The organism is Marinobacter alkalisoli (genome assembly GCF_045449795.1).
Classification (GTDB): Bacteria; Pseudomonadota; Gammaproteobacteria; order Pseudomonadales; family Oleiphilaceae; genus Marinobacter.
In genome coordinates this window covers 14,074-31,859 of record NZ_JBJJLB010000006.1, presented here as the reverse complement: position 1 = coordinate 31,859, position 17,786 = coordinate 14,074, and the positions used below count along the sequence as shown (strand labels likewise).

The window sequence follows — 17,786 nt, the reverse complement described above, 5'->3', positions numbered from 1 at the left end:
AATGACAGGAGTCTGGTGGGTGCAGATGGCGACAGAGCGTTTGGGAATCGGTGGTTTACTCCTGGCTGGACTGTTATCCGGTTGTGGCGGTGGCGGTGGCGGCGGTAGTTCCTCCGACGAGGCGGCACCCGATATATCTGGTGTGATATCACTGGAGAGCCGCACAAGGGTTGATCTGGATACCGCAGACGATATCCGGGTGGGCCTGGCCGGGGATAACGGTTCCAGAAATACATCCCAGGCGCTTCCCAATACCGCCGTGGTGGGCGGTTACCTGAGCTCGTCTCGTGGAACCTATAACACCAATACCGCGGATGATTTTGAGTATTTTTCAGATCGTAACGATATTTACGCTGCTGAACTCTCTGAAGGGGATCGAATCAATTTTCAGGTCTTCGAGTCACCAGCCTCGTATTTCCCTCTCGGCACCTTGCCACCTCAACGTTCGATGAAGGTAATTGATGCGGATAGTGGCCAGACGGTTTTTACCCTCAGTGAATCTACGGGTTCTCTCCCGATATCCACAGTGCTGGGTGCTGGTTTTGAAGAGGGCGCTTATTTCATCGAGTTGAGCACGTCTGGCGGTGCTCCGTTCCGGTATGTACTGACCCTGGCGAGTGGGAGTTCCACCAGTGTGATGAATACCCGTTATGCCGAACCGGATTTTCTGGTAGATGAAGCGATTGTTACCTTCAAGCCCGAAGCCGTGTCGGGGCAGGGTGGACTTGCCATAGCCCAGGCGATGTCTGCGAACGAGGCGCGTCATCTGGGGGGGCATTCATGGCGGGTTCGCCGGAACGAGGGGCAAGCGGTTGCCGCGCTGTCGGCTCAAACTCCTGGCAGCAAGCGGAGGGAAACCCTGAGCTGGATTCGGCAATTGGGTGAGCGCGCGGATGTGGAGGTTGCCGAGCCCAATTACATCTACACGGCACAACAGATCAATCCGGATGATGACGATCTGTATCCCCGGCAATGGAACTATCCGTTGATCCAGTTGCCCCTGGCCTGGCAGGCGGCCCCCGAAGGAGGGCAGGGCGTCGGCATTGCGGTCATGGATACCGGCCTGTTTCGAGACACACCGTCAGCCAGCGGTGACTGGCATCCTGATATTGACGCCAATGTGGATATTGTCACGGGCCAGATTATGGATTACGTGTCCGCCGAACTGGATATCGATAGTCGGTGGGGGGATCCCGACGGTCGGGATACCAATCCGGCCGATCCCGGCGACGGCAAAGCTCAGAGCAGCAGCTTTCATGGCACTCATGTGGCCGGTATCGCCGGTGCCGTGGATAACATCGATGGTGTGATTGGCGTGGCCCCCCTGTCGCGTATTTTGCCGGTTCGGGTACTTGGTGAAGGTGGCGAAGGTAATGGGGCGGATCTGATCGATGCCATCAACTGGGCAGCAACCCGCAGCGAAATCGATGTGATTAACCTCAGCCTTGGGGGGCTGGGGCCGAGCCAGAGCCTGGAGGCGGCGATCAATAGCGCGACGGACGCCGGTAAACTGGTGGTTGCGGCGGCCGGAAACCAGGGCACGGATGAGGCCACCTATCCGGCGGCTTTTGACAATGTTGTCGGTGTCGGGGCGGTCGATGGCGCCGGTGAGCGCTCGTCCTATTCCAACATTGGCCCCTCCGTGGATCTGGTGGCTCCTGGCGGTGATGCCAGCCGGGATGCCAATCAGGATGGTGTGGCGGATGTCATTATCAGTACCTGGGGTACGGATGACGGGGGGAACTTTGTGCCCGGGTACGCCGGCCTTCAGGGTACTTCCATGGCGGCTCCCCATGTGGCCGGAGTCTATGCCCTGATGAAGTCCGTGGATGCGACCATGACACCGGATCGTTTCTTTACGTTCCTGGTCGGCGGCCAACTGACCAATCCCCCGCCCAATCAGACGGAATATGGCGCAGGTATGATTGATGCCCTGAAATCGGTGGACGCTGCTCTCGACGGGAACACTTCAACCATCCTGGCGGCAAGGCCCTCAAGCCTGCAGTTTAATGGAGTGATCAATCAGCAGGAATTTACCTTCGCCAAGTACCCCTCCGATGCGAATATCACAATAGATAACGTGACTGAGTCAGCGTCCTGGCTGAGTGTGGGCCTGGAAGAGCCACCCGTGCCAGTGAATGCATCCGAGCCGGTCATCGTGTCGGTAGATACCGCAGGACTGGATCAGTCTCAGTCATACAGTGCTGAGATTGTGATTGATTACAGCAGCTCCGAAGGGGCCGCTGAGAGGCCCCTGACCATCCCGGTGACCCTGCAGTTTGGCGGTTCACCGGAAGATCTGGACGCAGGGCGCCACTATGTCCTGCTGGTCAGCACCGATGACGATCGGGAAACCATTGCACAGACCGTCGTTAACGTGGCAGAAGGTCAGTATCAGTTTGCATTCGATGATGTGGCGCCCGGAGAGTACTTCCTGGTGGCGGGCACCGACATGGACAACAACGGACTGATCTGCGAAAACGGCGAAGCCTGCGCCGAGTATCCGGTCAACGGTCTGCCTGAAAAAATCGTCATTGGCGGTGAGCCCCTCGCCGGTGTCACACTGACTACCAGTTTCAGGCGCCCCACCATTGCCGCCATGGGCATGCCCCGATACGGTTTCGAGGGGTACCGCCTGAAAACTGATTCAGGTGATCAGGATGAGCCCGTACGTCAAGTGGAGACAGATCGTTGAAGTTACGTTATGCCAGAGTTGGTTTCGTGGTAAGCGTCCTGCTGTTTGCGGGGTGTGCCGCTACTGTCAGTCGTTCTGAAACATCAGAAGGGGCGCCTCTGGCCCGACAGGTGACCCAGTCAGACCATTGCGGATTGACCGCGCCCGGGGTGGTCTATGTAGAACGTTACGACCAGTTGGAGCGGTTATCCCGTTTGCCTGCCCAGAATCTGGCGCTGGATGCCCTGGCCAATGTGGACTTTGAACGGGAGCATCTGGTGCTGGTTGGGCTGGGGCAGAAGCCGACGGGCGGTTACGGGGTTACCCTTGATTCGTCTGCTATCAACGATGATGTCCTGGAGCTTGCAGTTAACGTCCGGCAGCCTTCCGCTGGAGCCATGGTGACCCAGGCACTGACAACGCCTTGTGCGGTCATCGCCGTCACTCCGGATGCCTGGGACCGTTTGCAGGTGTCTGGGAGGGGGATGGAGACGTTGACCCGCAAACGCTAGTTCCCCGTCGCCCCTGACGATGCTGCCCGGAGTACGCCTGCGCCGGGTTTGTCATCGGGGCACAAAACAACCGTTGATCTTTCTCCGTGAATCCCTAAGCTATGGGCCAGTTTGATAACAAATCCGCGGAGTCTCTTCCTGCCTATGAGCCAGCAACAGTATAACGCCGACGCTATTGAAGTCCTGAGTGGTCTGGATCCCGTCCGCAAGCGCCCGGGAATGTACACCGACACCAGTCGTCCCAACCATCTGGCGCAGGAAGTGATCGACAACAGTGTGGACGAGGCGCTGGCCGGTCACGCCCGCCGGATTGATGTGGTGCTGTACGCCGATGGCTCCCTGAGCGTCGAGGATGATGGTCGTGGCATGCCGGTGGACCTCCACAAGGAAGAGGGGTTGTCGGGGGTTGAGCTGATCCTCACGCGGCTGCATGCTGGCGGCAAGTTTTCCCAGGGCAACTACAACTTTTCCGGTGGTCTGCACGGGGTAGGGGTGTCCGTGGTGAATGCCCTCTCTACCCACCTGGAAGTGACGATCAAGCGTGGCGGCCAATTACACCGTATGAGCTTTGCCAACGGTGACAAGGTCTCCGAGCTGGAAGTCATTGATACGGTCGGCAAGCGCAACACTGGCACGCGTCTCAAGTTCACTCCGGATGCCAGCTATTTCGACAGCCCCAACTTCTCGGTCAGTCGCCTGCGTCATAACCTCAGGGCCAAGGCGGTGTTGTGCCCGGGTCTGACGGTGACGTTCGTACAGGAAAAGACCGGCGAGAAAGACGAATGGTGTTATGAGGAAGGGCTGCGGGACTATCTGCGCACCGCCCTTGCGGACATCGAAGCGGTTCCGCTGGAGCCGTTTACCGGCAGTTTTTCCGGTAACAAGGAAGCCGTGGACTGGGCGATCCAGTGGTTGCCGGAAGGTGGCGAAGCCGTGATGGAAAGCTACGTGAACCTGATTCCGACCGCCCAGGGCGGTACCCATGTCAATGGGTTGCGTACCGGCCTGCTGGAAGCCATGCGGGAGTTCTGTGAGTTCCGCAACTTGTTGCCCCGTGGCGTCAAACTGTCTCCGGAGGATATCTGGGAGCGTTGCGCCTATGTATTGTCATTCAAGATGCAGGAGCCGCAGTTCTCCGGGCAGACCAAGGAGCGCCTGTCTTCCAGGGAAGCGGCCGCATTCATTTCCGGGGTGGTCAAGGACGCGTTCAGCCTGTGGCTGAACCAGCATACCGATGTGGCGGAGATCCTGGCCGAACTGTTTATCAACAACGCCCAGCGTCGCCTGCGGGCCTCGAAAAAGGTTGCCCGTAAAAAAGTGACTTCGGGTCCGGCCTTGCCGGGCAAGCTCGCGGACTGTTCCGGCAGTGATACCAACCGGTCAGAGCTGTTCCTGGTTGAGGGTGATTCCGCAGGTGGTTCCGCCAAGCAGGCCCGTGACCGGGAATTCCAGGCGGTGATGCCGCTGCGGGGTAAAATCCTGAATACCTGGGAAGTGGACTCAGGTGAAATCCTGGCGTCCCAGGAAGTCCATGACATTGCCGTGGCCATCGGCGTGGATCCCGGTTCCGACGATCTGGCGGGCCTGCGGTACAACAAGATCTGTATCCTTGCTGACGCGGATTCCGATGGGCTGCATATCGCGACCTTGCTGTGCGCCCTGTTCGTCAAACACTTCCGCCCGCTGGTAAGCGCGGGGCACGTGTTTGTGGCCATGCCTCCGTTGTACCGGGTGGATCTGGGCAAGGAAACTTTTTATGCCCTGGACGAGCACGAGAAGCAGGGCATCCTCGACCGGCTGGCAGCGGAGAACCGTCGAGGCAAAATCTCGGTCACCCGCTTCAAGGGTCTGGGTGAGATGAACCCGCTCCAGCTCAGGGAAACCACCATGGCGCCGGACACCCGTCGCTTGGTGATGCTTACCATTGAAGACGGTGACGATACCGACTCCCGCATGGATATGCTGCTGGGCAAGAAGCGCGCGTCGGACAGGCGTTCCTGGCTGGAAACCTACGGCAACATGGCGGACATTGCGGTCTGATATTGCTAATAGTGCTTTAAACAGCATCCTTTATTCTTTCTCAGTCTTCCATAAAGTCGTTATCCTGCTCCCTTTAACTTTGGGAAGCAGGATCTATGGACTGGCAGGGCTGGTTTGCGTTGAGCCTGGCGGGCGTGGCGCTGGTGCTCATGAGTGTAGGACGGTTCGGCCCCCATCTGGTGATGATGGGAGTGCTTGTCGTGCTGAGTGCCAGTGGCGTGGTGACAGCCGACCAGGCTCTGGCAGGGTTCAGTAACAGCGGCCTTATTACGGTGGTTGCCATGTTTGTGGTGGCCGCCGGCATTCATCATTCCGGCGGTGTGGACCTGGTGGTCCATTACCTTCTGCGTTCCCCCAAAAGCGTCCGCTCCGCACAGGCGCGCATCGCATTGCCGGTATCCCTTCTCAGTGGCTTCCTCAACAACACGCCGGTTGTGGCGACGATGATCCCGGCGGTTCACGCCTGGTCCCGCAAGATTGGAATCTCCCCATCCAAGCTGATGATTCCCCTGAGCTATTCGGCGATTCTCGGCGGCACCCTGACACTCATCGGCACCAGCACCAACCTGGTGGTGAACGGCCAGTACCAGCAGCTGACGGGAGAAGAGGGCTTCTCGATTTTCTCCATCACCGCCGTCGGCCTGCCGGTCGCGGCGATCGGTGTGGCGGTGATGCTCCTGGTATTGCCCCGCGTGTTGCCGGATCGCAAGGACCAGCAGAAGTTTGGTTCCATGCGGGAGTTTACCCTGGAGGTGGCGGTGGCTTTCGACGGGCCCCTGGTGGGCAAGAGTGTCGGCGAGGCAGGCCTACGGGAGCTGGAGCGGTTGTACCTGGTCGAGATCGAGCGCGATGGCAGCGTGGTGACCGCCGTGCCGTCCGAGGAGCGGCTTCAGGGCGGGGACCGGCTGGTGTTTGCCGGGGATACCCAGGCGATTTCAGACCTGTTGCGAATTAACGGTATTGTGCCCTCGGTACACGATGATGAGCCGAGCCTGAGCAAGGACCGGGCAGAGCGTCGTCTGGTGGAAGCGGCGCTGTCACCGCAGTCCGAGGTGCTGGGCCTGACCATCCGCGACGCCCGCTTCCGTGACCGTTACGGTGCGGTGGTGCTGGCGGTTGCCCGGGGCGGTGAGCGGGTATCGGGGAACCTGGGCAACATCCGCCTGAAACCCGGAGACGTGCTGTTGCTTGAAGCCCGCCCGGCCTTTGTGACCCGGCAGCGCTACAACAAGGACTTCCTGCTGATCAATGACCTTGAAACCGAGACCCCAAGACATGACCGGGCCTGGCTGTCCTGGGGCATCCTGCTGGTGCTGGTCGGATCTGCGGCCTTTGGTGTGTTGAGTATGTTGAATGCCGCCCTGATGGGCGCCGCCCTGATGATTCTCAGCGGTTGCTGTTCTGTTGGTCAGGCCCAGAAAGCCGTGGACGTTCCGGTGGTGCTGACCATTGCGGCAGCCTTCGCCCTCGGCGCGGCACTGGAACAGACCGGAGCGGCCGGATATATGGCCGAGGGTATCCTCGGGCTGAGCAATGGCCATCCCTTGCTGACCATCTTCCTGGTGTATTTCACCGTGTCGGTGCTGACCGAGGTTATTACCAATAATGCTGCAGCGGTTCTGGTGATTCCGGTGGTCCTGTCGATGACCGGCGTACTGGGCGTTCCCGCAGAACCGTTTGTGATTGCTGTGATGATGGCGGCGTCGGCCAGTTTTGCCACGCCCCTGGGGTATCAGACCAACATGATGGTGTTTGGCCCCGGTGGTTACCGTTTTATGGACTTCGTGAAAGTTGGGCTGCCGATGAATGTATTCATCGGCCTGCTGACCGTAGCGGTCATCGGCCTGGTATACGGCATCAGTCCGATTGGCTGATGCCGCGGGTTGAATTGGCGATCAGGTCGCAGCACAGTACCCTCAATTCCCCCCGGTAGTAATAGCCCAGAGACAGCGTGACGCACATATAGGCACCCGTGATGCAGAGATAGGGGGTGGTTGCCTGGAGGTTCTCCGGTTGCGCCAGAGCCTGTCGCAAATACTGCTGGCGATACCAGTCTGCACTGGTGGTGCTTTCCAGCGGGCGGAACCGTGGATCCAGGCTGCGTGCCGTGGTTTCGGATATCAGGGTGTCCTCGATCTGGACGCCCTTGTCATCCACCAGGTAGCACCGGGAAACGGCCGGGTGATCAAGCAGCCGCAGGCAGGCTTGTTGCATTCCGACACCCTTGTTCAGCCTGGCGATGGCCTCGCGGAAGTCGTCGGAGAAGTAGTGAATCAACTGGTGGGTAGGGTCACTGGTGACCAGGCTCTGGCTTTTGTACTCGCTGAGCAGTCGGTCAATGTCCGCTGCTCTGGTTGAAATCTCCTCCAGCAGAATGCTCGGCCTCCTGAAGTAGTAACCCTGCACAAAATCCACGCCGGCATCAATGGCCATCAGAGCCTGATCTCTTGTTTCCACGCCCTCCAGCAGTACCAGGCAGCCGGACTGGTGCAAAAGGGAAACAATACCGTTGAGGATTTGCCGCGCCTTGTCGTCTTCGGTGGCCCGTGTCAGCAGTTTGCGATCCAGTTTCACGATGTCCGGAGACAGGTTCCAGATACGCTCAAAGTTTGAATGGCCGGCGCCAAAGTCATCAATGGCGGTGAGGCAACCAAGTTTTTTGTAGTACGCCACCGTTTCCCGGAGCCTGTCGGCATCGTCCGTTGGCTGTTCCACAATTTCAATCACGATGCGGTGCGGGGGCAGGCCGGTTTTTTTCAGTAACTGCCCGAAGAAGGAATCAGCCTGAGTGCCGCTGGTGACCACCTGTGGTGAAACATTCAGGAACAGCCAGTTGAGCTGGTCATGAAAGCCGGTGTAGTTGCGGATATGGAGATATCGGCAGAGCCTGTCGAGTAACAGGTTTTCGGCGTTGGACGTGGGCAGCTGGAACAGGTGTGTTGGCAGTACGGCGGCGTTGTCCGTATCAAAGGCCCGGATCAGGGCTTCATAACCCACCACCCGTTTATGGGAAATACTGTAAATAGGCTGCAGTGCGGTTTTCAGGGTCAGTCCCTGATAGTCCGCTGTCCATGAGTCACCTTCCTTGTTGAGCATGGGGGACAGCAAATCTACATCCGGCGCTGCCAGCTTTTCAGGAAGGGATCGCGACATAGGCTGTACTGAATCTATAGACGAATGCATCGGTCGCTGTACATCAGCTGACCGAACTGTAAATACAGATTACAGGTGCCTGGTCACAAACTGAGAGGTTGGCCCTGTGATGACGGGAAGGTTGCCAAAAACACCGTGGTTTTGCCACTGATTAATGGAAAAAACGGAAAATCGGGCCTGATCGGGCGTTTTGTCATTCTGGAAAAAAGGGGGATCCGGCGGCCATGGGTGGACCGCCAGGGGATCAGTTATTGCTCGGTACGACTACGTTTTCGTCGAATTCAAGTTCCATGTTCATGCCTCTTGTTCAGTCAGTCACCCGGCGGGTATGCCAGGGGGGTGGTTAAGTATGTACTGAGTCTATCTTAGTTCAGGTTATCAACAATCCGTAAAACCCGTATCAGACCAAAGGCATAGTTCTGACTGCCCGCTCGTGGTGTCCCGTCTGGCTAATTCGGGGTGGCCGGAAACTTTGAGCCTGGATCTCGGTCAGAAAATCTGACGTTGGCGTACAAAACATTTGGGTTGGCTTTAAAGTGGCTGGTTCTTAGACTGTGTTCAGGAATTTCGATTCATCAGGGAGTGGGGTATATCCAGACCATGCAAGTCCGCAATTCGTCCAGCCAGTTTGGCGTTGTCAGTATTATTGTGCATTGGCTGGTAGCCCTTGCCGTGTTCGGGCTGTTTGGGTTGGGCTATTACATGGTCGGTCTGTCCTACTACGATGAGTGGTATCGCCAGGCGCCGGATATTCACCGGAGTATCGGGATCCTGTTGTTTATCGTTGTCCTGTTCCGGGTCGTCTGGCGGCTCGCTAATCCGGTTCCCCGCCCATTGCCCAGCCATACCCGCTGGGAAGTCATATCTGCCCACCTTGCCCACGGACTGCTCTACATCCTGTTGTTTGTAGCCATGGTGAGCGGTTATCTCATTTCCACCGCCGATGGGTCGTCGATCAGTGTGTTCAACTGGTTTGAAGTGCCTTCCGTGACTGGCCAGGTAAAGGGAATGGAAGATGTAGCCGGCGATGTCCACTACTGGAGTACATGGGCCATCGTAGTCCTGGCGGGTGTCCACGCCCTGGCCGCGATCAAGCATCACATTATGGACAAGGACAATACCTTGCGCCGTATGTTGGGGGTTGGCCACTGAGTGCCGCCTCCGGTATGTAAATTATCTTTGGCCTCTATCGGGCTTTTTCACACAGGAGATCACTATGAGAAAAGTATTGCTGGCTTCAGCCGTTTCCATGTCCATGATTGCAGGCGCCCAAGCGTCAGAGCACAGTGGCACATACGCCTTTGACACCAAGGGGAACCACCAGTTCGTAACGTTCAAGATTTCGCACCTTGGCTACAGCTGGCTGTATGGCCGCTTTAACGATTTTGACGGGCAGTTTGTCTTTGATGCCGAGAACCCCGAGAACAGCTCTGTTGAGGTGACCATCGACCCTGCCAGCGTCGATTCCAATCATGCAGAACGTGACAAGCACCTGCGCAGCGAGGATTTCCTCTACGTGGATGAGTATCCGCAGGCTACCTTCAAGAGCAAGCGTGTGGTTATGGACGATGATGGCAATGAGGCCGATATTATCGGTGACCTGACCCTGCGCGGCGTGACAAAGGAAATTACCCTGGATACGGAACTGCTGGGCCATGGTGAAGACCCCTGGGGTGGTTATCGCATGGGCTTTGAGGCTGAAACCGAGCTGAAGCTGTCCGATTTCGGTATTCCCATGGATCTTGGTAAAGCGTCTGAAACGGTTGAAATCGAAATTTCGGTGGAAGGTATCCGTCAGTAATCGTGGTATCTGCGAGGGCTGGCGTTGCGTCAGCCCGCGTTCCTCTCTTCCCCGCAGCGGCACAGATGGCGCTGCCTCCAGAACTGGGCAACAAAGATAACCAGCCAGATCAACAGCCCTGCCCACAGATAGGGCTCTGCCATGTGAAGCGTGCCGCTGATGGCAAACTCGACCAGTAACATCAGTGCCAGGGCGAGCACCGCATTGACCATGGCGGTCACCATGGCCTGCCCACAGGCTTTCATATTCGGTTTCATAGTGTTCCGCTTGCTCAAAGGTGAAAACGGTCATCTACTCACTGCAGGCGAGCATACGGCCACCATTACACAGTCTCCATGCGGGAATTCCGCTATTGGAAACCGGCGTTCATACCTTCCCGATCCTGTGGCCGTGGATATATTGCGTTGTGGTTGTTGGTGTATCGCTGCCCGCGTCCATATAATGTGCCCTCAAACTCGAACCGGACAGATCCGGTCAAGGGCAGACGAGTCAGTAGAATTCACAACAGGTAAAAGAGGCATCCATGCCAGAGTTCCAGACAACGGATGAAGGCTTTGAGCGGGTTTCACTGAGGGACTACACGGAAAAGGCCTATCTCGACTATTCCATGTACGTCATTCTTGATCGTGCGCTTCCAAACGTCGGGGACGGTCTAAAACCGGTTCAGCGGCGAATCGTATACGCCATGTCCGAGCTCGGTCTCAAATCCACCTCCAAGTATAAAAAGTCTGCCCGCACCGTGGGTGATGTGCTGGGTAAATTCCATCCCCACGGCGACAGCGCCTGTTATGAGGCGATGGTATTGATGGCCCAGCCATTCTCCTACCGTTACCCGTTGGTGGATGGTCAGGGCAACTGGGGTTCCCCGGATGACCCCAAGTCCTTCGCCGCCATGCGTTACACCGAATCCCGCCTGGCGCCGTTTGCTGATGTACTGCTGAGTGAGCTGGGGCAGGGCACAGTTGACTGGGTGCCCAATTTCGACGGCACCATGGAAGAACCCTCGGTGCTGCCGGCGCGGCTGCCTCATGTGTTGCTTAACGGCACCACCGGGATTGCGGTGGGTATGGCCACCGACATCCCGCCCCACAACGTCAGGGAAGTGACAGCGGCCTGTATTCGCTTGCTGGATCAGCCCGAGTCCACGGTTGATGACCTGTGTGAACACGTCAAGGGGCCGGATTTCCCGACCGAGGCCGAGATCATTACCCCGAGAAAAGACATCCGCCAGATGTACGAGACCGGTCGCGGTTCCTTGCGGATGCGGGCACGCTGGATCCGCGAAAGTGGTGAGATCGTGGTGACCGATCTGCCCCACCACGTGTCCGGGTCGCGGGTGCTGGAACAGATTGCCCAGCAGATGCAGACGAAAAAACTGCCTATGGTGGCGGACCTGCGGGATGAATCGGACCATGAAAACCCGACTCGCCTGGTGATTGTACCGCGCTCCAACCGGGTTGACCTGGAAGGGCTGATGGCCCACCTGTTCGCCAGCACCGACCTGGAAAAAACCTACCGGGTAAACATCAATGTCATTGGCAACGACGGCCGTCCCGCAGTCAAGGGCCTGAAGACCATGCTGACCGAGTGGCTGAGTTTCCGCCGCACCACGGTCACCCGTCGCCTCCAGCATCGCCTCGACAAGGTTCTGGCGCGACTGCACCTCCTTGAAGGCCTGTTGATCGCTTACCTGAACATCGACGAAGTCATTGAAATTATCCGCACCGAAGACAAGCCCAAGGCTGAGCTGATGTCCCGGTTCGGGCTGTCGGCGGAGCAGGCGGAAGCCATCCTCGAACTGAAACTGCGGCATCTGGCCAAGCTCGAGGAAATGAAGATCCGCGGTGAGCAGGACGAGCTGTCCGCGGAACGGGATGAGCTGCAGGCTATCCTGGGCTCCGAGGATCGTCTGCGTGAACTGATCAAGGCCGAGTTGCAGGCGGATGCCGAAACCTATGGCGATGACCGGCGGTCGCCCATTGTCGAGCGTGAGGAGGCGAAAGCCTTCAGCGAGGTCGATCTGGTTTCCAACGATCCGGTCACTGTGGTGCTCTCCGAAAAAGGCTGGGTAAGGGCTGCCAAGGGTCACGACATTGAGCCGGAGGGGCTGAACTACAAATCCGGTGACCGGTTTGCCATGGCGGCCAAGGGCCGGCAGAACCAGCAGGCGTTGTTCCTGGACTCCACCGGGCGGGCCTATGCCCTGATGGCTCACAACCTGCCTTCCGCTCGCGGCCAGGGTGAACCCCTGACCGGGCGCATCAACCCGCCATCCGGGGCGACTTTTTCCGGACTGCTGATGGGCGAGCCGGCCCGCAAGGTCCTGCTGGTCACCGACGGAGGTTACGGGTTTGTGACCTCCCTGGAAGACATGATCAGCAAGAACCGCAATGGCAAGGCGGTGGTTACCGTTCCCAAGGGCGCGAAGATCATGCCTCCGGTAGTGGTGCCCGCGACCGACAAGCCACTGTTTCTCGGTGCGATTTCCAATGAAGGGCGGATGCTGGTCTTCCCGCTGAACGAACTGCCGGAGCTCGCCAAGGGCAAGGGTAACAAGATCATCAGTATTCCGTCCGCGAGGGTGCAGAACCGCGAGGAGTACGTCGTTGCGGTGGCGGTGTTCGCGGAGGATGATACTCTCGAGATCCGGGCCGGAAAGCGCAAGATGGGGCTACAGTTCAGCGATCTCGAGCATTACTTCGGTGAGCGCGGCCGTCGTGGCCACAAATTACCGCGGGGTCTGCAGCGTGTGGATTCCATTGAAGTGACGTCGGCCGATGGCAATGGCGTGGAAGAGGAGTTCTCCGACAGTGAGTGAACTGGTCCTGATTAATGTCTCCGGGCGTGACAAGCCTGGTCTCACCTCGGAAATCACCGGGATTATGGGGCAGTATGATGTTCGTATCCTGGATATCGGCCAGGCGGTGATCCACGATCACCTGACGTGGGGGATTCTCATTGAGATTCCCGATGCCTCCAAGTCGTCTCCGGTGATTCGTGATCTGTTGTTCCGCCTGCATGCCCTGGACCTGCAGGTGCGTTTCGCGCCGATCACGGAGGAGGACTACCAGACCTGGGCGGCGGCCAGGAACCGGGCCTGCTACATCGTCACGTTGCTGTCCCGGGATATCAAGGCTGAGCAGATTGCCCGGGTATCGGCCATCACCGCCCGGCATGGCCTGAACATTGACAATATCACCCGCCTGTCGGCGCGGCCTTCCCTGAATCCGACCGAGAACCGGATTGCCTGCGTGGAATTCTCCGTGCGGGGAACACCGTCGGACCTGGAGCAGCTGCGGGCAGACTTCCTGCATATTGCCGGTGAAATGAATGTGGATATCGCGTTCCAGGAGGATTCGATTTTCCGCCGCAACCGGCGTCTGGTGGTGTTCGATATGGACTCCACACTGATTGAGGCCGAGGTCATTGACGAGCTGGCCCTTGAAGCCGGCGTCGGCGATCAGGTGGCGGAGATCACAGAGCGCGCGATGCAGGGTGAACTGGACTTCAGTCAGAGTTTTGCCGAGCGCCTGGCGTTGCTCAAGGGACTGGACGAATCGGTGCTTGAGGGTATTGCCAGCCGCCTGCGGCTGACCGAGGGCGCGGAGCACCTGATCAGTCGTCTCAAGTCCCTGGGCTATCGCACCGCGATCCTGTCCGGCGGCTTCACCTACTTTGCCCGTCATTTGCAGAGCAAGCTGGGTATCGATTATATCCATGCCAATGAGCTGGAAATCGAGAACGGCAAGGTAACCGGTCGTGTGTCCGGTCAGATCGTCGACGGTAAGCGCAAGGCTGAACTGCTGCTGGAGATTGCCGAGCGGGAGCACATTTCCCGTGAGCAGGTGATCGCCGTGGGTGATGGCGCCAACGATCTGCCCATGCTCAGTCAGGCCGGCCTGGGCGTCGCCTTCCGCGCCAAACCTGTGGTCAAGGAGTCGGCCCGGCATTCCATTTCCACCCTGGGACTAGATGCCATTCTCTACCTGATTGGCTATCGGGAAAACGAAGAGCATTGATCGCGGACCGATGGGTGGACTTCCATCCATCGGTCTCTCCGCTGTGTACGGGTAACCACCAAAACTTCCTCGATTGGTTGGCCGATTCCCACCCATTGCCATTATTTTTTTGGGTGGAAGTTGACCCATTTCCAGGCTCTGCAATTCGATTTCATTGAAAAAGCCCCTGTTTTAAAAGCAATTTTAGAAACTGGTCTGCTCCTTGCTCTCTACTCCCTTCACCGAAGCCTGTCGCGCTTCAATAAGCACACAACAAACACAATGAGACGGGAGTAACCTCTATGAAAACCCAAGCCGTAATTGCGTTGGCATTCGCCTCCACTTTCACTGTCACCAGTCCAGTTATTGCCCAGGACCGGTCCGAGTGGCCCGACAACTTCACGGTTGGTACCGCAAGCCAGGGAGGAACCTACTTTGCGTACGGTTCTGGATGGGCCAACTTTGTCGCCGAGAACCTGGGTATTTCCGGTGGTGCCGAGATCACCGGAGGCCCGATGCAGAACATGGCGCTGGTGCACACCGGCAACCTGCAGTTTGGTTTGACCACCATGGGCCCCGCCCAGGAGTCCCTGGATGGCAACAGCCCCCTGGCACCGGGTGTGAAGATGGACAACGTGTGCGCCATTTTCCCGATGTACGAGACGCCGTTCTCTGTTACTGCCCTTTCTGACTCTGGCATTACCTCGATTGCCGACATTCCAGATGGCGCTACCATCGGTTTCGGGCCTGCAGGCTCCACGTCTGATACCTATTTCCCGCGCATGATGGAAACCCTGGGCGTGGATTTCGAGCGCCGCAACGGTAGCTGGTCGGATCTGGGCACCCAGTTGCAGGATGGCCTGATCGATGTCGTTGCCTTCGCTGCGGGTATTCCAATCCCGGCTGTCAGCCAGTTGGAGGTTCAGACCGACGTGAACATCATCGGCATGACTGATTCGGAAGCCGAGAAGATCACCGAAAACTACCCGGTATCCGAGTTCATTATTCCGGCTAGTACTTACCAGTCACTGGAAGAAGATTCCCGTGTGGTATCCATGTGGAACTTTGCCATTGCCAGCTGTGACGTTCCCGAAAGCATGGTGTATGAGATCACCAAGCTGACCATGGCGAACAACGACAAGATGATGTCCATCCACAAGGCGGCCCGTACGTCTGTCCCGAAAAACTACACCAAGAACACCGTTCTGCCCTGGCATCCGGGCGCAGCTCGCTGGTTCAACGAAAACGGTTACGAGATTCCTGAAAGCCAGATCAAGTAACGCTCGTTGTGTGTCAGGGGGCCCCGGTTGGGCCCCCCGTCGGCCGGCCGGCTTAATGCCGGCCCAGTTTTCCTGTAGGCAGGGTTTATCATGACCACCGAACACTCCCACAAAGATCCGACCCCGGCGCTGCCGGACGACGACCATATTCTTGCCCACGATGTTGACGAGGAACCGGTTGAGGCCAATCGCCGGTTGTTTGAAGGCGGGTTGCTGAAATTCGTTACCTTGCTGACGATCGCCTATTCGTCATTCCATCTCTACTCCCTGAACATTGCCCCTCTGGAAACTTGGAGTTACCGCATTGTTCACGTGGCCGGCGCCCTTGTGTTGGGCTTTATACTGTACGCTGGTGCCCGGTTTGTGTCCCGTGAAGAGGGCGGCGCGCGGAACAAATGGACCACCTGGTTTGGTGGCGTTGCGCTGTTGCCGGCGCTGTATGCGCTTTACCAGACGTTTTCCTTCAGCCAAATGATGGCCAGCGGCACTATGCGGATTCCGCCCGATCTGGAGGCCTGGCATTTTGGCTGGCCACTGCTGGCGGCCTCAGGCATTGGTATTGTACTGAGCTGGTTCCATCAGCGTGAACGGTCGCGTTTCAGCGTGCCTGATCTGGTGCTGATTGTCTGCTCGGTTGCCGTCGCGGCCTATTTCCTGGTGGTTTACAACTCCACCATGCGCATGACCACCGGCACGTCGTTTGCGCCTGTAGGCATTTCCTTCGCCGCCGTAGCGGGCACCGCGCTGATCATGGAACTGACCCGCCGGGTCGCCGGCATGGCGCTGGTGGTTATTGGCCTGGTTTTCCTGGTGTATGTCTTCGTTGGTCCTTACCTGCCTGGCTTCCTCGGCTATCCCGGGTTATCGGTGCAGCGGTTCTTCAGCCAGGTGTATACCGATGCCGGTATTCTGGGGCCCACCACGGCGGTCTCTTCAACGTACATTATTTTGTTCATCGTCTTTGCTGCCTTCCTGCAGGCGTCGAAGGTAGGGGATTACTTTGTCAACTTCGCCTTCGCGGCGGCCGGTCGTTCCCGCGGCGGGCCGGCCAAGGTGGCAATCTTTGCCTCCGGCCTGATGGGCATGATTAACGGCACCAGTGCCGGTAACGTGGTCTCCACCGGTTCGCTGACCATTCCGCTGATGAAAAAGGTGGGCTACTCCAAGAAATCCGCTGGCGCGGTTGAGGCTGCGGCGTCCACCGGGGGGCAGATCATGCCACCGATCATGGGGGCGGGCGCCTTCATCATGGCGGAAATCACCGGTATTCCCTATACCGAAATCGCTATTGCGGCGATCATACCCGCGGTCCTGTATTTCGCATCGGTCTACTTTATGGTGGATTTCGAGGCGGCGAAACTGGGTATGCGTGGTATGCGTGAGGATGAGCTGCCCAAGCTTCGCAAGCTGATCAAGCAGGTGTACCTGTTCATTCCCATCATTATTCTGATCTATGCCCTGTTCCAGGGTTATTCGGTGATTCGTGCCGGCACGCTGGCGACCGTCTCGGCGGCGGTAGTGAGCTGGTTCTCTCCGCACAAGATGGGGATTCGTGCGGTTCTGCGGGCCCTGGATATCGCCTCAATGATGGCTATCCAGATTATCGTGGTGTGTGCGGCTGCCGGTATCATTGTGGGTGTCATCTCACTCACCGGTGTCGGGGCGCGTTTCTCGGTACTGCTGCTGGATGTGGCCGAGGCCAGTCAGCTGCTGGCGCTGATTTTCGCCATGTTCATTTCCATCCTGCTGGGTATGGGGATGCCGACCACGGCCGCCTATGCGGTGGCCGCATCGGTGGTGGCGCCGGGCCTCGTGCAGTTGGGGATTGAACCGCTGACGGCGCACTTCTTTGTGTTCTACTTTGCCGTGGTGTCGGCCATAACGCCGCCGGTTGCCCTGGCATCCTATGCAGCGGCCGGTATTTCCGGGGCCAATGCCATGGAAACCTCGGTAGCCTCGTTCCGGATCGGTATTGCAGCGTTCATTGTCCCGTTCATGTTCTTCTACAACGGTGCGTTGTTGATGGATGCGCCGTGGTTCGATATCGCCCGTGCCCTGGTGACCGCAACCTTTGGGGTGTACCTGTTGTCTGGTGGCGTGCTGGGCTGGTTCGGCAAGGTCGGTGCCCCATGGATGGTTCGCATCATGCTGATTGTGTCGGCGCTGCTGATGATTGAAGGCGGTCTGTGGACAGATATGGCTGGCGTTGCCCTGGCGGTGATATCGTTCCTGGTTCAGCGCCAACGCCGGCAACGTATGACGCCCGTGGCGGTCTGATCCGGTGCAGGGTAGGGCGATTGTGCGAATGCGCGGTTGTCCTGCCCGATT

At 58.1% G+C, this 17,786-nt stretch carries 12 protein-coding genes; 10 read left to right on the top strand and 2 right to left on the bottom strand.

The genetic code is table 11. The features are described from left to right. The first annotated feature begins 25 nt into the window (after nt 1–25). From ACJO3M_RS01895 to ACJO3M_RS01880, 4 genes are all read left to right on the top strand, one after another. Nucleotides 26–2,695: a S8 family serine peptidase gene (locus ACJO3M_RS01895; protein WP_406999212.1), complete on the top strand. Its 2,670-nt coding sequence runs from the start codon at nt 26–28 to the stop codon at nt 2,693–2,695. Then, nucleotides 2,692–3,186, top strand: a complete 495-nt coding sequence (locus tag ACJO3M_RS01890; RefSeq protein WP_406999210.1) for a protease complex subunit PrcB family protein — start codon at nt 2,692–2,694, stop codon at nt 3,184–3,186. Before ACJO3M_RS01895 ends, ACJO3M_RS01890 begins: the two co-directional genes overlap by 4 nt. A gap of 144 nt (nt 3,187–3,330) precedes the next feature. Then, nucleotides 3,331–5,226: a DNA topoisomerase IV subunit B gene (parE, locus tag ACJO3M_RS01885; RefSeq protein ID WP_406999208.1), complete on the top strand. Its 1,896-nt coding sequence runs from the start codon at nt 3,331–3,333 to the stop codon at nt 5,224–5,226. A gap of 95 nt (nt 5,227–5,321) precedes the next feature. Beyond that, nucleotides 5,322–7,100 carry an SLC13 family permease gene (locus ACJO3M_RS01880; protein ID WP_406999206.1) on the top strand — a complete coding sequence of 593 codons (1,779 nt, stop codon included), beginning with the start codon at nt 5,322–5,324 and terminating at the stop codon, nt 7,098–7,100. Here the strand turns inward: ACJO3M_RS01880 and ACJO3M_RS01875 are convergent. Next, nucleotides 7,084–8,379, bottom strand: coding sequence for an EAL domain-containing protein (locus ACJO3M_RS01875; RefSeq protein WP_406999204.1), 1,296 nt, complete (start codon nt 8,377–8,379; stop codon nt 7,084–7,086). The genes ACJO3M_RS01880 and ACJO3M_RS01875 overlap by 17 nt on opposite strands. 600 nt (nt 8,380–8,979) lie before the next feature. Here ACJO3M_RS01875 and ACJO3M_RS01870 point away from each other — a divergent pair. Both ACJO3M_RS01870 and ACJO3M_RS01865 read left to right on the top strand, forming a co-directional pair. Next, entirely contained in the window at nt 8,980–9,531 is a 552-nt protein-coding gene (locus tag ACJO3M_RS01870; protein ID WP_406999202.1) for a cytochrome b, read from the top strand. A gap of 64 nt (nt 9,532–9,595) precedes the next feature. Then, nucleotides 9,596–10,180 (top strand): YceI family protein, encoded by a 585-nt coding sequence (locus ACJO3M_RS01865; RefSeq protein ID WP_406999201.1) that lies wholly within the window; start codon nt 9,596–9,598, stop codon nt 10,178–10,180. 29 nt (nt 10,181–10,209) lie between these two features. On the opposite strand, the gene ACJO3M_RS01860 is transcribed toward ACJO3M_RS01865, so the two are convergent. Further along, a complete protein-coding gene (locus ACJO3M_RS01860; RefSeq protein WP_406988815.1) occupies nt 10,210–10,437 on the bottom strand; it encodes a hypothetical protein in 228 nt (75 codons plus the stop codon). A gap of 266 nt (nt 10,438–10,703) precedes the next feature. Between ACJO3M_RS01860 and parC the strand changes: the two genes are divergently transcribed. The 4 genes from parC to ACJO3M_RS01840 all read left to right on the top strand — a co-directional run bounded on the left by parC (nt 10,704) and on the right by ACJO3M_RS01840 (nt 17,735). Then, complete coding sequence (gene parC / locus ACJO3M_RS01855; protein WP_406999199.1) at nt 10,704–12,998, top strand: DNA topoisomerase IV subunit A; 2,295 nt, start codon at nt 10,704–10,706, stop codon at nt 12,996–12,998. After that, entirely contained in the window at nt 12,991–14,199 is a 1,209-nt protein-coding gene (gene serB / locus ACJO3M_RS01850; protein WP_406999197.1) for a phosphoserine phosphatase SerB, read from the top strand. The genes parC and serB overlap by 8 nt, the downstream gene beginning before the upstream one ends. Before the next feature lie 281 nt (nt 14,200–14,480). Next, nucleotides 14,481–15,458, top strand: coding sequence for a TAXI family TRAP transporter solute-binding subunit (locus ACJO3M_RS01845; protein ID WP_406999195.1), 978 nt, complete (start codon nt 14,481–14,483; stop codon nt 15,456–15,458). A 90-nt stretch (nt 15,459–15,548) separates the two neighbouring features. Then, the gene (locus ACJO3M_RS01840; protein ID WP_406999194.1) at nt 15,549–17,735 is read left to right on the top strand and encodes a TRAP transporter permease; all 2,187 of its coding nucleotides are present in this window, start codon (nt 15,549–15,551) and stop codon (nt 17,733–17,735) included. Nucleotides 17,736–17,786 lie beyond the last annotated feature (51 nt).

Bases quoted from the DNA above. Each gene is read 5' to 3' on its own strand.
- ACJO3M_RS01895 (WP_406999212.1), top strand. From the start codon at position 26: ATGGCGACAGAGCGTTTGGGAATCGGTGGTTTACTCCTGGCTGGACTG.
- parE (WP_406999208.1), top strand. From the start codon at position 3,331: ATGAGCCAGCAACAGTATAACGCCGACGCTATTGAAGTCCTGAGTGGT.
- ACJO3M_RS01880 (WP_406999206.1), top strand. From the start codon at position 5,322: ATGGACTGGCAGGGCTGGTTTGCGTTGAGCCTGGCGGGCGTGGCGCTG.
- ACJO3M_RS01875 (WP_406999204.1), bottom strand. From the start codon at position 8,379: ATGTCGCGATCCCTTCCTGAAAAGCTGGCAGCGCCGGATGTAGATTTG.
- ACJO3M_RS01870 (WP_406999202.1), top strand. From the start codon at position 8,980: ATGCAAGTCCGCAATTCGTCCAGCCAGTTTGGCGTTGTCAGTATTATT.
- ACJO3M_RS01865 (WP_406999201.1), top strand. From the start codon at position 9,596: ATGAGAAAAGTATTGCTGGCTTCAGCCGTTTCCATGTCCATGATTGCA.
- ACJO3M_RS01860 (WP_406988815.1), bottom strand. From the start codon at position 10,437: ATGAAACCGAATATGAAAGCCTGTGGGCAGGCCATGGTGACCGCCATG.
- parC (WP_406999199.1), top strand. From the start codon at position 10,704: ATGCCAGAGTTCCAGACAACGGATGAAGGCTTTGAGCGGGTTTCACTG.
- ACJO3M_RS01845 (WP_406999195.1), top strand. From the start codon at position 14,481: ATGAAAACCCAAGCCGTAATTGCGTTGGCATTCGCCTCCACTTTCACT.
- ACJO3M_RS01840 (WP_406999194.1), top strand. From the start codon at position 15,549: ATGACCACCGAACACTCCCACAAAGATCCGACCCCGGCGCTGCCGGAC.